This window comes from Cryobacterium algoritolerans, assembly GCF_004402785.1.
In the GTDB taxonomy this organism is placed as follows: domain Bacteria; phylum Actinomycetota; class Actinomycetes; order Actinomycetales; family Microbacteriaceae; genus Cryobacterium; species Cryobacterium algoritolerans.
Genome location: NZ_SOFP01000011.1, coordinates 17,755 through 29,971, shown reverse-complemented (window position 1 = coordinate 29,971; position 12,217 = coordinate 17,755). Strand labels below are relative to the sequence as shown.

Below are 12,217 nucleotides of genomic sequence, written 5' to 3'. Positions count from 1 at the left end.
GCGTCCCGCGTCCTGCTCGGAAGCGTCGCCTCACGACCCGTTGCCGGTGCCGGGCGACCGTCCTAGGCTGGGATGACCCCCGTCGACAGGAGCCCGCCGCCATGCCCGCACGCGATGCAACCCGATTCGGCGAACCGTGCTGGGCCGACCTTGTGACATCCGACCCCGATGGGGCCCGCGAGTTCTACGGCCGACTATTCGGCTGGTCCGCGGTGCGGTCCGACCTGGCGGGCAGCGAGTACGTCACGTTCCGGCGCGGTGACGCCGATGTCGCCGGTATGGCCGTGCAGATGCCCGGCTCCCAGACCCCCGACGCCTGGTCGATCTACCTCGCCGTCGAAGACGTGGACGCCACGACGGAGGCCGCGCGGTCCGCGGGTGGCCAGGTGCTCTCCGCACCGCTGACGATCGGCTCGATGGGCCGCATGTCCATCCTGATGGACCCGTCCGGGGCGCCGGTCGGCCTCTGGCAGCCGCTCGACTTCGCCGGATTCGGCCTGATCGGCGAGGCCGGCACCCCGGTATGGCACGAGCTGAACACCCTGGACTACCGGGCTGCGGTCGCGTTCTACGAGACGGTGTTCGGCTGGAAGCCCGTCGTGCTCAGCGACACGGACGAGTTCCGGTACAGCACGATCGGCGCGGAGGGGGCTATGGTCGCCGGAATCTTCGACGCGTCGGCGCATCTTCCGGTTGGGGTTCCCTCACACTGGCAGCTCTACCTCGGCGTGCGCGACGTGCGGTCCGCGGCCGACTTGGTCACTCAGCTTGGCGGCACCGTGCTGCACGAACCGTGGGAATCGGAGTTCGGCACGTTTGCGCGGGTCTCCGACCGGACCGGGGCAATGTTCGTGCTCGGCTCCGTGGATCAGGCCACGGACCAGTCCGCCGCGACCTGACCTGCGGCCGGGGGCTCGGTGCGCCGGGTGTTCAGTGCGCCGACTGGATCGTGCGCAGCTTCAACAGCACCTGGTCACGCAGGTCCTCCGGAGCGGTCTCCCGGCAGGCGCGCTGCACCGCCTCCGTCAGGGTGCGCCCGACGAGATGCTCATCGCTGCAGTCGCCGCAGTGCTCGAGGTGCTCCTGAATGTCTGTGGCGTCCTCCCCGCGGAGTTCGTTATGCAAGTATTCCTCGAGTTCGGCCTTGGCCTTCTCGCATCCACAGTCGGTCATGCTGATGTGCTCCCGGTTTGAGTGTGGCCTGTCGCTGCCGTGCCGAGCCCACGCTCGAGGGCGTAACCGGACAACAGGTCGCGAAGGAGCCGCCGGCCACGATGCAGGCGGCTCATCACAGTGCCAATGGGTGTTTTCATGATTTCGGCGATCTCCTGGTAGGAAAAGCCTTCAACGTCGGCGAAGTAGACGGCGAGCCGGAAGTCCTCAGGAATCGACTGCAAGGCGTCCTTGACCGCACTGTCGGGCAGGTGGTCGATTGCCTCTGCCTCTGCCGACCGGCTCGCCACGGCAGTGGTCGATTCCGCCCCGCCGAGCTGCCAATCCTCGAGGTCGTCGATGGTGCCCTGGTACGGCTCACGTTGCTTCTTGCGATACGTGTTGATGAAGGTATTGGTGAGGATCCGGTACAGCCAGGCCTTGAGGTTGGTGCCCTGCTCGAACTGCGTGAAGGCGGCAAACGCCTTCACGAAAGTTTCCTGGACCAGATCCTGGGCGTCGGAGGGATTGCGTGTCATCCGCATGGCCGCCGCGTAGAGCTGGTCGATAAAGGGCAGCGCCTGCTCTTCGAACAGGTCGCGCAGGTCGATCGCATCAGTTGTCATCACCGACGATTCTAGGCCGTCAGCATCGATCACGTTCGGTCGCTCCAACACCGTGGACAGCGCCATCCTTACCTCCCTCATCCATTCGTCACCGACTATTCTGATAACCGATGTTGATCTCGAGATATTCCAAGCCTGAGTTCGATCCCTACGGCGACACGTCGCCGGAGGAGACGAATGAGTGGTGGCCCGCGCCAACAGCCGGCGGCCCGCTTGACGCCGTCGTGTCCCTGCCGGGCTCGAAATCCCTCACCAACCGCGAATTGCTGCTCGCAGCCCTTGCCACGGGGCCGTCCCTTCTTCGCTCCCCGCTGCACTCCAGGGACAGCGACCTGATGGTCGCCGCCCTCCGCCAGCTCGGAACCACGATCGACGCCGTCCCCGGAGACGGCGAGTTCGGCCCTGACCTCAGGGTCACCCCGGCGGAACTCGTCGGCTCCACCACGATCGACTGCGGCCTGGCCGGAACCGTGATGCGGTTCCTGCCGCCGGTGGCCGCGCTCGCGCTCGGGCCCACCACCTTCGACGGCGATGCCGCCGCCCGCCGCCGGCCCATGGCGACCACAATCAGCTCCCTGCGCGCGCTCGGCGCCGACATCAACGACGACGGCCGCGGCGCCCTGCCGTTCACCGTGCACGGCACGGGCACCCTGGCCGGCGGCGACGTCACCATCGACGCGTCCAGCTCCAGCCAGTTCGTGTCCGGCCTCCTGCTGGCCGGTGCCCGGTTCCGGCACGGCCTCCACCTCCGTCACTCCGGCGAGCGCCTGCCGAGCCTCCCTCACATCGAGATGACCATCGCCACCCTCGCCCGACGCGGAGTCGTCGTGCAGAGCCCGTCGGTCGGGGAATGGGTCGTCGAGCCTGGCCCGATCTCCGGCACCGAGGTCGACATCGAACCGGACCTGTCCAACGCGGCACCGTTCCTGGCCGCGGCGCTGGTGGCCGGCGGCACCGTCACGATCACCGGCTGGCCGTCGGCCACGACCCAGGTCGGCGCGGACCTCGCCACGTTGCTCCCCCGGTTCGGCGCGCGGGTCAGCCTGGTCGGCGACCGGCTGACCGTGTCGGCGGGCGGACGGCGCCCCGGGGTCGACCTTGACCTGTCCACCGGCGGGGAACTCGCCCCGGCGCTCGTCGCCCTTGCCGCCCTCGCCGATTCGCCGAGCACCATCACCGGGATCGGGCACATCCGCCACCATGAGACCGACCGGCTCGCCGCCCTGGCCGCCGAGATCAACGGTCTCGGCGGCGCCGTCACCGAGCTCCCCGACGGCCTGCGGATCGAGCCCCGCCCGCTGCACGGCGGTCACTGGCGCAGCTACGACGACCACCGGATGGCGACCGCCGGCGCCCTGATCGGCCTCGTCGTTCCCGGCGTGGAGATCGAGAACATCGGCACCACCGCGAAGACCCTCCCCCAGTTCGTCGACCTGTGGCACACCCTCGTCGCACCCGGGACCACACCGGTCGTACCGACATGACCTGGTGGGCGAGCGCCGATGACGACGACGAACCTGAGTTCGACGAGTCCAGCGTGCGGGTGCGCCCGAACCGCAAGGGAAACAAACCCCGCACCAAGACCCGGCCGGAACATGAGAACGCGCTGACCGGCCGTATCCTCTCCGTGGACCGCGGGCGGTACACCGTCATGCTCGACGAGGGGCTCCCTGCCGAACGCCGAGTCACCGCGGCCAGGGCGAGCGAACTACGCAAACATGCGGTCGTCACCGGCGACCGGGTCGACATCGTCGGCGACACGACCGGGGCGGAGGGAAGCCTGGCCCGCATCGTGCGGATCGTTCCACGCGTCACCCTGCTCCGGCGCAGCGCGGACGACACGGATGCCGTCGAACGCGTCATCGTCGCCAACGCCGACCAGATGCTCATCGTGGTTGCCGCGGCGAATCCCGAGCCGCGCATCCGTCTCGTCGACCGTTACCTGGTCGCCGCCTACGACGCGGGGGTATCCCCGATCCTGTGCATCACCAAGACCGACCTCGCCGACCCGGCCGTCTTCCTGAGCAACTTCGCCGGCCTCGACCTGCCCGTCTTCGAGAGCCGCGACGACGCGATGCCGCTGGCCGAGATCTCAGCCGCCCTGGTCGGGCACGACACCGTCTTCGTCGGCCACTCCGGCGTGGGCAAGTCCACCCTCGTCAACGCCCTCGTGCCCGACGCACACCGCGCCGTCGGCGTCGTCAACACGGTCACCGGCCGTGGCCGGCACACCTCATCGTCGACGATCTCGCTGCGCCTCGAAACGGATGCCGGGCGCGGCTGGGTGATCGACACTCCCGGAGTGCGGTCCTTCGGCCTCGGCCACATCAACACCGACAACATCCTCAAGGCGTTCACCGACCTTGCCGCCATCGCCGAGAAGTGCCCGCGAGGCTGCACCCACCTGCCCAACTCTCCGGATTGCGCGATCAACGAGGCGGTGGCGGCCGGCAAGCTCGGCGAAACCGGAAAGGCCCGTCTGGATTCGCTGCAGCGCCTGCTGGCAACGTTCGCCGCGGCCCCCGCCCGTTGAGCGTCCAGGCCGTTCCGAGCCGGTAGCGTGGAAGACATGACGGACTCCACGCGCCTCTCGGCCGGCGACACGGCTCCCAGTTTCACCCTGACGGACCAGGACGGTGAACCCGTCTCCCTGGCCGATTTCGCCGGCTCAAAGGTTGTGCTCTACTTCTACCCGGCCGCGATGACCCCCGGCTGCACGAAGGAGGCCTGCGACTTCCGGGACAATCTCGGCTCGCTCGCGTCGGACGGGTACCGGGTTCTCGGGGTGTCCAAGGACTCCCCGGCCAAGCTGAAATCCTTCCAGGAGAACGACCGGCTGACTTTTCCGCTGCTCAGCGACACCGACCTTGCCGCCCACAACGCCTACGGCGCCTGGGGCGAGAAGAGCCTTTACGGCAAGACCGTCACCGGGGTGTTGCGGTCCACCTTTGTGATCGACGAAGCCGGGCTGATCATGCTGGCCCTCTACAACGTGAAAGCGATCGGGCACGTGGCCGGCCTGCGGAAGAAACTCGGTCAGGGCGTCTGAGTCCGGGACCGGGGCCGGCGGCCCGAACCCCTCCGGGACCCCTGCCGCGCGGGACCCCTGCCGCGCGGCGCCTCGTCGCCCTCTGCGGCCCCGGCAGGCGCCAAAGGACCACGTGGGCGTTCCGCGCGCCCCGTGCCGCACACCGCCGGACCAGGGCGTGCTGGGGGCCCAGGCGGTTATTCGCGCTGGTCGGCTAGCGCGTCGCCCCCGGAGGGCGCAGACGTCGTCGCGGCGATCACCCGCGGAATGAACAACAGTGCCAGCACGGCCAGTGACGGCAGCAGCAGCGCCCAGCCGAGGTCGGCCCTGGCATAGAGCCCCTGGAAGGAGCCCACGGCGACGGCGATCTGCACGAGCTGCCAGGTGAGCGCTGCGCCGCGGATCCAGGTGCGCCGGCGCAGCGAATTGATCGCGATGGCGGTGACCCAGGCCGCGGCGATCAGCACGAGCACCAGGATCGCGAGTGCGCTCGCCAGGGACGTGGGAGTCGCCGTGATCAACTCGAGCACGAGCCAGACGGCTGCGACCCAGAGCAGGGCAGCCTCCGCCCAGAGCAGGGTGGCGAGGAGAAATAGCGCGCGCGGCCGAAATGGCGCTCCGGGGGCGCTTTTACCGTCCGAATGGCGGTCAGGGCGTTCATTCACAGAGATATCCCATACAAAACTATTGATTTGACTCCACCATTATGCGACCATATTTAAGGCCCGGTTGACGCTCACAGGGACGTGAGCAGGTCTCAATCTGCAGAGCCATCAATCTTCCTGCAACCGGCAGCCTAATCATCTTCGGCCAATCGGCCAGGCATCCCCGCAATCAAGGAGCACCCCTATGGACTGGCGCGACAAAGCTGCCTGCCTCACCGCCGACCCGGAACTCTTCTTTCCGGTTGGCAACACTGGACCTGCTGTGGACCAGATCGAGAAGGCGAAGTCCGTGTGCGCCCGGTGCAATGTGACCGAAGTATGCCTGCAGTACGCGCTCGAGACCGGCCAGGACTCGGGCGTCTGGGGTGGGCTCAGCGAAGACGAACGCCGCGCCCTCAAGCGCCGCGCCGCGCGGGCCCGCCGCGCCTCCTAAGTGGCACCAGCCTTCGGGCTGCCGGCTTGCGCGAGGCCTGACTACGACGCCCAGCGTCGTTGTCAGGCCTCGCGCATATAGCGCAGGGGGATCTCGATGGTCACCTCGGTGCCGCTGCCCATCATGGTGTGCCAGTCGATGCTCCCGCTCAGTTCACCCTGGATCAGCGTGCGCACGATCTGAGTGCCGAGGCCCGAGCCGACCTTGCCCTCCGGCAGGCCGGAGCCGTTGTCCCGCACCCGCACGGTGAGCGTCTCTTCGTCGCGCTCCGCCTCGATCGACACCTCCCCTTCACGCCCGGCGAGGCCGTGTTCGACCGCATTCGTGACGAGTTCGGTCAGCGCGAGCGCGAGCGGGGTGGCGAAGGCGCTGGGGAGGATCCCGAAGCTACCGGAGGACTTCGGATGCGCCGTGGTGTTGTGAGCGGACGCGACCTCCGCGATCAGCAACAGCACCCGGTCGAAGACGACGTCGAAGTCGACCTGCTGGTTGAGTCCCTCCGACAGCGTGTCGTGGACGACGGCGATGGCGGCGACCCGGCGCATCGCCTGGTTGAGTGCTTCCCGGGCCGTGTCCGAGTGCGTGCGTCTCGCCTGGATCCGCAACAGCGACGCGACGGTCTGCAGGTTGTTCTTCACCCGGTGGTGGATCTCCCGGATGGTGGCATCCTTCGTGATCAGTTCACGTTCCTGGTGCCTGAGCTCGGTGACGTCCCGGCAGAGCACAATCGCGCCGATCCGTTCGCCACGGTTGCGGATGGGGATGGCCCGCAGGGAGACCGTCACGCCCCGCGCCTCCACGTCTGTGCGCCACGGGGCCCGTCCCGTCACCACCAGCGGCAGTGACTCGTCGACGACCATTGCTCCGGTGAGCAGGCTCGTGGTCACTTCGGCGAGCGATTCGCCCTCAAGCTCATCGATGAAACCCATCCGATTGAAGGCCGACAGCGCGTTGGGGCTCGCGAACGTGGTCACGCCGTCCACGTCGAGCCGGATCAGGCCGTCCGAGGCGCGTGGGGCGCCGCGTCGCGGCCCCGTCGGGGCGCCCAGGTCGGGGAAGTCGCCCGACGCGATCATCGCGAAGAGGTCGTTTGCGCAATCGTTGAAGGTGAGCTCCTGGCGACTGGGCGTGCGCGCCTCGCTCAGGTTGGTGTGCCGGGTGAGCACGGCGACCGGGGCGGACGCGATCTTCGCGCCGGTCGAACTGAGTCGCCGCATCACGGGGATGGCCCGCACCCGGGTGGGGGTTTCTTCGTACCAGTCAGGGGCAGTCGTATCGACGATCTTCGCCGTGTCGAAGGCCTCGGTGACCTGCTGGCGCCATTCACCCTTGATCCCCTGGCCCACGAAGTCGCGGTAGAACAGAGTGGCGGCGCTCGACGGGCGGGCGTGCGCGACCGCGACGAAGCTGCCGGCGTTGCTGGGCACCCACACGACGATGTCGGCGAAGGCGAGGTCGGCGAGGAGTTGAGCGTCCGCGACGAGCATGTGGAGCCAGTCCACATCTTCGGCACTACTGCGGCCCTGGGCAAGTACGAGATCACTGAGCGTTGACACGGTCAATAGCCTAGGTCCCCCGCTGCCTGCCGCACTCACCGACTCGGGCGGCGCAGCCGAACGATGGTGTCGGAAGGGCGATTGGACCATGCTGTGCACATGAGCGCAACACAGAGAAAGCCCGATCGATCCCTAATTCTCATCCTGGGCGTCATCGCCGCCCTCGTCATCGTGGCCCTCGCCGTCGTGTTCACCCGGGGGGAACCGGCACCGCTTGACCCAGGCACGCCCGCGGGCGTGGTTCAGCTCTACTCCGCGGCCGTCCTCGCCGGCGACGAGCAGACGGCCGCCGGGTACCTCATCGCGGGCAGACTCGACACGTGCGACAAGGTCGACCCGGGCCCTCTGGACGGCATCCGGCTCTCCCTGGCGTCGACCACCGTTCGGGAGAATTCGGCCGCCGTCACGGTCTCCATCGTCACCTCCACCGACAACGGCCCGTTCGGGGCGAGCGAATACGAGAACGAGGATGTCTTCGACCTGGTCAGGGTGGACGGCCGGTGGCGCATCGACGGCGCACCATGGCAGCTCTCGATCTGCCCGAATCCGACGGCGACGTCATGATGGTCGGCCTGGTATTCCTGGTCGCGATCCTCGTCATCGGCGGCGGGATGGCGGGCATCGTGATTGCGGTCCGCAGGGCGGCCGGTCCGAGTGACAGCCCGGCCAGGGCCCAGCCCACAGTGCGCCGGATCATCGTGTTCACGCTCCTGTTCGCCCTGGTCGTCATCACCGCCATCGGGCTGAGCGGGCTGCTCGGCCGACTGCTCGACGCGGGAAACGCGCTGGCATCCAGCGACATCACCGGCTTGGCCCGGTCGCTTGCGTTCACGCTCATCGCCGGCCCGTTCGCTGCAGTGCTCTGGTGGCTGCTCTGGCGGAGGATGGGCCAGGACGAGCGGTCCTCGCTCGCCTGGGGCCTCTACCTGGCCGGAATGTCCACGGTCGCCCTGGTGAGCGCATCCGCAACACTGTTGACCTGCGCGGCCGCCCTCGTCCGCACCGACTGGCAGCCCCGAAACCTCGCGACCGGCGTCGTCTGGGCCGGAGTCTGGGTCTGGCACCGGTGGATGTCCCGGCACGACCAGAAGAGTCCGAGCCGGCTCGTCACCGTGGCGCCCGTGCTCGGCTCGGTGTTCGGTCTCGTGGTCGGGGTGGGCGGGCTCGTCACGGCGATCGGTTCCCTGGCCGACACCGCCATCGATGGTTTCGCGCCGAGCGTCGTCGTCGGCGAACCGTGGTGGCGCTTCACTCTCCAGGCGATCGTCTGGTGCGTCGGCGGGAGCGCCATCTGGTGGTGGCATTGGTTCGCGGGCCGCGCCCGGACCCTCCGCGGCGGCCTCTCCGACGTGGCGCTGGTTGTCGTCGGAGTGGCCGGGGCGAGCGTGCTGACTCTCGGTGGGGCCGGCACTGCCCTGTTCACCATGCTGAAGCTGGCCTTGGACCGGACCTCCCCTGTCGCCCAGATCCTGGACCCTCTCGGCACGGCCCTGGCAGCGGCGGCCGTTGGAGCCCTCGTCTGGCGGTACCATCGGGGCCTCGCTGTGGCCAGGTCAGATCAGACCCGGCCGGCCGCCGGTCTGGTGACGAGCGGTGTCGGCCTCGTGGCTGCGGCCTCCGGCCTCGGTGTGGTCGTGAACTCGATCCTCGCCGCCACCACGGGGACGCTCGCCGGGTCGGACACCCGCGCTCTCCTGGTCGCTGGGATCAGCGCCCTCGTCGTGGGGGGCCCCGTCTGGTGGGTGGCCTGGAAGCCGGCTGGGCCGGTCGATCCGGCCCAGGTCGGCACCCCCGGGCGTCGCATTTACCTGGTCCTGATCTTCGGTCTCAGCGCCGTGGTGGCGATCGTCACCCTCCTGGTCATCGGCTACCGCATCTTCGAGTTCGCGCTCGGCGATGTGACCGGCCAGGGCCTGCTCGATCGGGTGCGCGCCCCGCTGGGGCTGCTGGCGGCCACCGGGCTCGCTGCCGGCTATCACTTCGCCGTCTGGAGGCGCGACCGGTCCGTGCTCACCGCGGCGCCCGGCAGGGAACACACCATCGGACGGGTGATCCTCGTCACGGGTGCGGACCCTGAACCGCTCACCCGGGCCGTCGACGACGCCACCGGGGCCGCGGTCACGGTCTGGCTGTCCGCGGCCACAGAGCCCGCCGGCACGGCTGCCGGCCCGACAGCCCAGCAACTGGTCGACGCGCTCCGGGGCGTGACCGGCAAGCGGGTGCTCGTCGTGGCCGGCCCCGGCTCCCGGATCGACGTGATTGCCCTGCGGGATTGACGCGGCGGTCCGACGCGCAGGACCCGCCCGCAGCCCAGGACGACGAGGTGGCCCGCCGAGGTGGTCGCGCCCGGGCCGAGTCAGCCCGCCGTCGCCGCCCTCCGCCACCAGACCCGCGCACGACGACGGGTGGGAGCCTGGTCGGGCACTGGCAGCAGCTCCGCCCGCACGAACCGGCGGATGCGCACCCGCGCGGGCGACTTCGGCGCGGCATCGCGCAGGGTGCGCCCGGCGAGGACCGCCGCATCCGCCCCGTGCTGGTCCTGTGGCACAAGGACCGCCGATTCGATGCCGCCGAACCGTCGCAGCGCCTGCACCACCTGCCCCCGCGGATCGAGGCCGACCGCGCTGGAACGAACCCGGTTCATCACGACGCTCACCCGATCGGTCGTGATCACCTCGGCAAGGTCGACCCAGGCCCGCAGGAACCGTGCCATCCCCACCGGGTCTGCCAGGCCGCAGGCGACGACGTGATCGCACTCCCGCAGCCCGGTGAGGGTGGCCGCATTGCGCCGCGGCGCGAACAGGTCGCTCGAGATCTCCTCATCGCTTTCCAGGCTGAAGCCCGTGTCGAGCACGACATAGTCCACCCAGTGCCGGAGCGCCTCGATGGTGCGGGTGACCCGCTCGCTCGACAGTTCCGGCCAGCGCGACGGCCGGCCGATGCCGGTGAGAACCCAGAACGCGCCGGAGGGCGAGGCATACCGTTGCGCGATGCGCTCCAGTTCCGAGCGGGTGAGACTGTCCGAACCGGCCAGTCGGCACGCCGCAGCGAAGCCGGGTGCCTCATCGAGCATGCCCAGGGTGGGCGCGACCGACCCGCTGTAGGTGTCGATGTCCGCGAGCGCGACCGTGTGCCCAGCGGCAGCGATCTCCGCCGCGATATTGATTGCCAGGGTGGTCCGGCCGGGCGAGCCTGCAGGACCCCAGACGGCAATCACCGAGCCTGTGCGCACCGAGTCGGCATGAACGGAGCCGGCATGAACGGAGCCGGCATGAACGGAGCCGGCATGAACGGAGCCGGCGCCGGGCGCCGCGTTCGAGGCGGATTGGTCCCCGATGCGGGACGGGATGACGATTCCGCCCACGATCAGCGGCTCGATCTCTGACCAGGCAGCCGAGGCATCGAGGACCTCGAACAGGCCGAGTCCGACCGCATGCCGGCGGTCGGCATCCGTCGCGGCAAGGGCGATCAGCCGGATGCCGCGGGCGTCGCAGGCCGCGATCAGCTCGGCGCTCAGCGTGTCGCGGGCTGCCCCGGCGATCACAATGTCGGGAGTGTGCTCGCTGATCACGTCGAGGATATCCGGGACAGTGGCAGCGCGCGCCACGATGGCATGGCCGTGTTCGACGATGTCGGCCAGCAGCCGATCCTCGGTGCGGCGGGGCAGCGCCAGCGCCAGGGTGGCCACTGTCATTCCCCGAGCGGCTCGTTGACCGGGACGACGGCGATGGCGTCATCGTTGGCGATGGCCTCGAGCACCGACGCGACCCTGGACTTGGGCACCAGGATCTCCACCGATCTGCGGCCGTTCGCCGCCACGAGGCCGGTCGGCTCAACGATCCGCACAACCCCGGCCTGGCCGACGAGCACCACGGGCGGCGCGAATTGTGCATGGTCGGATTGTCGCGCCGACCAGACGTCCACTACCGAGCCCGGTCCGATCGCCGCGGCCAGGGTACTGGTGAGTTCGACCACCACGCTCGTCACCTCCGCCCCGGAATTCCGCCCGACGGCCGCGGCAGGGACGAGTTCGCCCGCGGCGACGGTGCGCGTCACGATGAGGCCCTCTGCCGGAAGCCGCCTGGGCGTCAGGTACAGGCCATCGGCGCCGTCGAGGCGCACGTGCGACACCCCGAGGTCGCCGGCCTCGATATGGTCGCCGACGGTCAGCGCGGACCGAGCGGCATAGACGGCCGTCGTCCGCTCGCTGCCCGCGACGACGAAGTAGACGCCGATGACCGCGGCGAGGACCAGCACCAGGCCGATCGCGAAGCGCGGGTCGAACCAGAATCCCGGACGGGAATTGCTCGTCGGCTTGCCCACGACCGGTCCTCCGTTCTCGAGAGCATGTCTCGTCGGTATCCATCGTGGTCGTCCCTGCGCGCGCGTGGGCGAGTTATCCACAGGTGGGCGTCGCTCACGCTCCACACGGGCCGACGGCGGATAATCGGTGCATGAACGATTCCGTTCCTTCCCCCGCAGTGGGCCGTTTCCTCACCCTCGCCGACACCGCGGAGATCCTGTCTCTCTCCGCGGCCGAGGTGCACGACCTGGTGCGCACCGGCGAACTCCCCGCGATCCGGCTCGGCACGTCCGGGGTCTGGCGGGTCGAGCGCATTGTGCTCGAGTCCTTCATCGAAGCCAAGTACGAGGAGGCCAGGCGGATGGCGCTCTGGCAGCAGTCGGACTTCGGCAACATCCCCGAGCTCTCCGCCGGTCGCATCATCAGACCGGAGAACTGACCCTGCCGTTGCCCG

Annotated in this window: 14 protein-coding genes; 8 read left to right on the top strand and 6 right to left on the bottom strand. The window is 69.2% G+C overall.

Annotation, left to right across the window (positions count from 1 at the left end; genetic code table 11):
- The first annotated feature begins 101 nt into the window (after positions 1–101).
- Entirely contained in the window at positions 102–899 is a 798-nt protein-coding gene (locus E3O19_RS02680) for a VOC family protein (protein ID WP_134565077.1), read from the top strand.
- A gap of 31 nt (positions 900–930) precedes the next feature.
- Here the strand turns inward: E3O19_RS02680 and E3O19_RS02675 are convergent, their stop codons facing one another.
- Both E3O19_RS02675 and E3O19_RS02670 read right to left on the bottom strand, forming a co-directional pair.
- On the bottom strand, positions 931–1,173 hold the full coding sequence (locus tag E3O19_RS02675) for a zf-HC2 domain-containing protein (protein WP_134565076.1): 243 nt from the start codon (positions 1,171–1,173) through the stop codon (positions 931–933).
- Positions 1,170–1,778 carry a sigma-70 family RNA polymerase sigma factor gene (locus E3O19_RS02670; protein WP_241981158.1) on the bottom strand — a complete coding sequence of 203 codons (609 nt, stop codon included), beginning with the start codon at positions 1,776–1,778 and terminating at the stop codon, positions 1,170–1,172. Before E3O19_RS02670 ends, E3O19_RS02675 begins: the two co-directional genes overlap by 4 nt.
- Before the next feature lie 110 nt (positions 1,779–1,888).
- On the opposite strand from E3O19_RS02670, the gene aroA reads away from it, so the two are divergent.
- Genes aroA through bcp form a run of 3 tightly spaced genes read left to right on the top strand, consistent with a single transcriptional unit; the run spans position 1,889 to position 4,827 of the window.
- Positions 1,889–3,262 (top strand): 3-phosphoshikimate 1-carboxyvinyltransferase, encoded by a 1,374-nt coding sequence (gene aroA / locus E3O19_RS02665; RefSeq protein WP_134565074.1) that lies wholly within the window; start codon positions 1,889–1,891, stop codon positions 3,260–3,262.
- Positions 3,259–4,311, top strand: coding sequence for a ribosome small subunit-dependent GTPase A (gene rsgA / locus E3O19_RS02660; protein WP_134565073.1), 1,053 nt, complete (start codon positions 3,259–3,261; stop codon positions 4,309–4,311). Before aroA ends, rsgA begins: the two co-directional genes overlap by 4 nt.
- Before the next feature lie 36 nt (positions 4,312–4,347).
- Positions 4,348–4,827: a thioredoxin-dependent thiol peroxidase gene (bcp, locus tag E3O19_RS02655; RefSeq protein ID WP_134565072.1), complete on the top strand. Its 480-nt coding sequence runs from the start codon at positions 4,348–4,350 to the stop codon at positions 4,825–4,827.
- Positions 4,828–5,003: 176 nt separating this feature from the next.
- Here the strand turns inward: bcp and E3O19_RS02650 are convergent, their stop codons facing one another.
- Positions 5,004–5,471: a hypothetical protein gene (locus E3O19_RS02650; RefSeq protein WP_134565071.1), complete on the bottom strand. Its 468-nt coding sequence runs from the start codon at positions 5,469–5,471 to the stop codon at positions 5,004–5,006.
- Positions 5,472–5,655: 184 nt separating this feature from the next.
- On the opposite strand from E3O19_RS02650, the gene E3O19_RS02645 reads away from it, so the two are divergent.
- On the top strand, positions 5,656–5,904 hold the full coding sequence (locus tag E3O19_RS02645; RefSeq protein ID WP_035837005.1) for a WhiB family transcriptional regulator: 249 nt from the start codon (positions 5,656–5,658) through the stop codon (positions 5,902–5,904).
- A 62-nt stretch (positions 5,905–5,966) separates the two neighbouring features.
- Here the strand turns inward: E3O19_RS02645 and E3O19_RS02640 are convergent, their stop codons facing one another.
- Complete coding sequence (locus E3O19_RS02640; protein WP_134565070.1) at positions 5,967–7,460, bottom strand: sensor histidine kinase; 1,494 nt, start codon at positions 7,458–7,460, stop codon at positions 5,967–5,969.
- 99 nt (positions 7,461–7,559) lie between these two features.
- On the opposite strand from E3O19_RS02640, the gene E3O19_RS02635 reads away from it, so the two are divergent.
- A complete protein-coding gene (locus tag E3O19_RS02635) occupies positions 7,560–8,024 on the top strand; it encodes an LpqB family beta-propeller domain-containing protein (RefSeq protein WP_134565069.1) in 465 nt (154 codons plus the stop codon).
- Positions 7,982–9,736: a DUF5671 domain-containing protein gene (locus tag E3O19_RS02630; RefSeq protein WP_241981150.1), complete on the top strand. Its 1,755-nt coding sequence runs from the start codon at positions 7,982–7,984 to the stop codon at positions 9,734–9,736. The genes E3O19_RS02635 and E3O19_RS02630 overlap by 43 nt, the downstream gene beginning before the upstream one ends.
- Before the next feature lie 80 nt (positions 9,737–9,816).
- Here E3O19_RS02630 and E3O19_RS02625 read toward each other — a convergent pair whose 3' ends face one another.
- Both E3O19_RS02625 and E3O19_RS02620 read right to left on the bottom strand, forming a co-directional pair.
- Positions 9,817–11,154, bottom strand: a complete 1,338-nt coding sequence (locus E3O19_RS02625) for a CpaE/TadZ family protein (protein WP_241981149.1) — start codon at positions 11,152–11,154, stop codon at positions 9,817–9,819.
- The gene (locus E3O19_RS02620; RefSeq protein ID WP_134565068.1) at positions 11,151–11,783 is read right to left on the bottom strand and encodes a hypothetical protein; all 633 of its coding nucleotides are present in this window, start codon (positions 11,781–11,783) and stop codon (positions 11,151–11,153) included. The genes E3O19_RS02625 and E3O19_RS02620 overlap by 4 nt, the downstream gene beginning before the upstream one ends.
- 131 nt (positions 11,784–11,914) lie before the next feature.
- On the opposite strand from E3O19_RS02620, the gene E3O19_RS02615 reads away from it, so the two are divergent.
- The gene (locus E3O19_RS02615) at positions 11,915–12,202 is read left to right on the top strand and encodes a helix-turn-helix domain-containing protein (protein ID WP_134565067.1); all 288 of its coding nucleotides are present in this window, start codon (positions 11,915–11,917) and stop codon (positions 12,200–12,202) included.
- Positions 12,203–12,217: the final 15 nt, after the last annotated feature.

Coding starts and splice junctions, on each gene's coding strand:
- E3O19_RS02680 (WP_134565077.1), top strand. CDS start 102: ATGCCCGCACGCGATGCAACCCGATTCGGCGAACCGTGCTGGGCCGAC.
- E3O19_RS02675 (WP_134565076.1), bottom strand. CDS start 1,173: ATGACCGACTGTGGATGCGAGAAGGCCAAGGCCGAACTCGAGGAATAC.
- E3O19_RS02670 (WP_241981158.1), bottom strand. CDS start 1,778: ATGACAACTGATGCGATCGACCTGCGCGACCTGTTCGAAGAGCAGGCG.
- aroA (WP_134565074.1), top strand. CDS start 1,889: ATGTTGATCTCGAGATATTCCAAGCCTGAGTTCGATCCCTACGGCGAC.
- rsgA (WP_134565073.1), top strand. CDS start 3,259: ATGACCTGGTGGGCGAGCGCCGATGACGACGACGAACCTGAGTTCGAC.
- bcp (WP_134565072.1), top strand. CDS start 4,348: ATGACGGACTCCACGCGCCTCTCGGCCGGCGACACGGCTCCCAGTTTC.
- E3O19_RS02645 (WP_035837005.1), top strand. CDS start 5,656: ATGGACTGGCGCGACAAAGCTGCCTGCCTCACCGCCGACCCGGAACTC.
- E3O19_RS02635 (WP_134565069.1), top strand. CDS start 7,560: ATGAGCGCAACACAGAGAAAGCCCGATCGATCCCTAATTCTCATCCTG.
- E3O19_RS02630 (WP_241981150.1), top strand. CDS start 7,982: ATGGCAGCTCTCGATCTGCCCGAATCCGACGGCGACGTCATGATGGTC.
- E3O19_RS02625 (WP_241981149.1), bottom strand. CDS start 11,154: ATGACAGTGGCCACCCTGGCGCTGGCGCTGCCCCGCCGCACCGAGGAT.
- E3O19_RS02615 (WP_134565067.1), top strand. CDS start 11,915: ATGAACGATTCCGTTCCTTCCCCCGCAGTGGGCCGTTTCCTCACCCTC.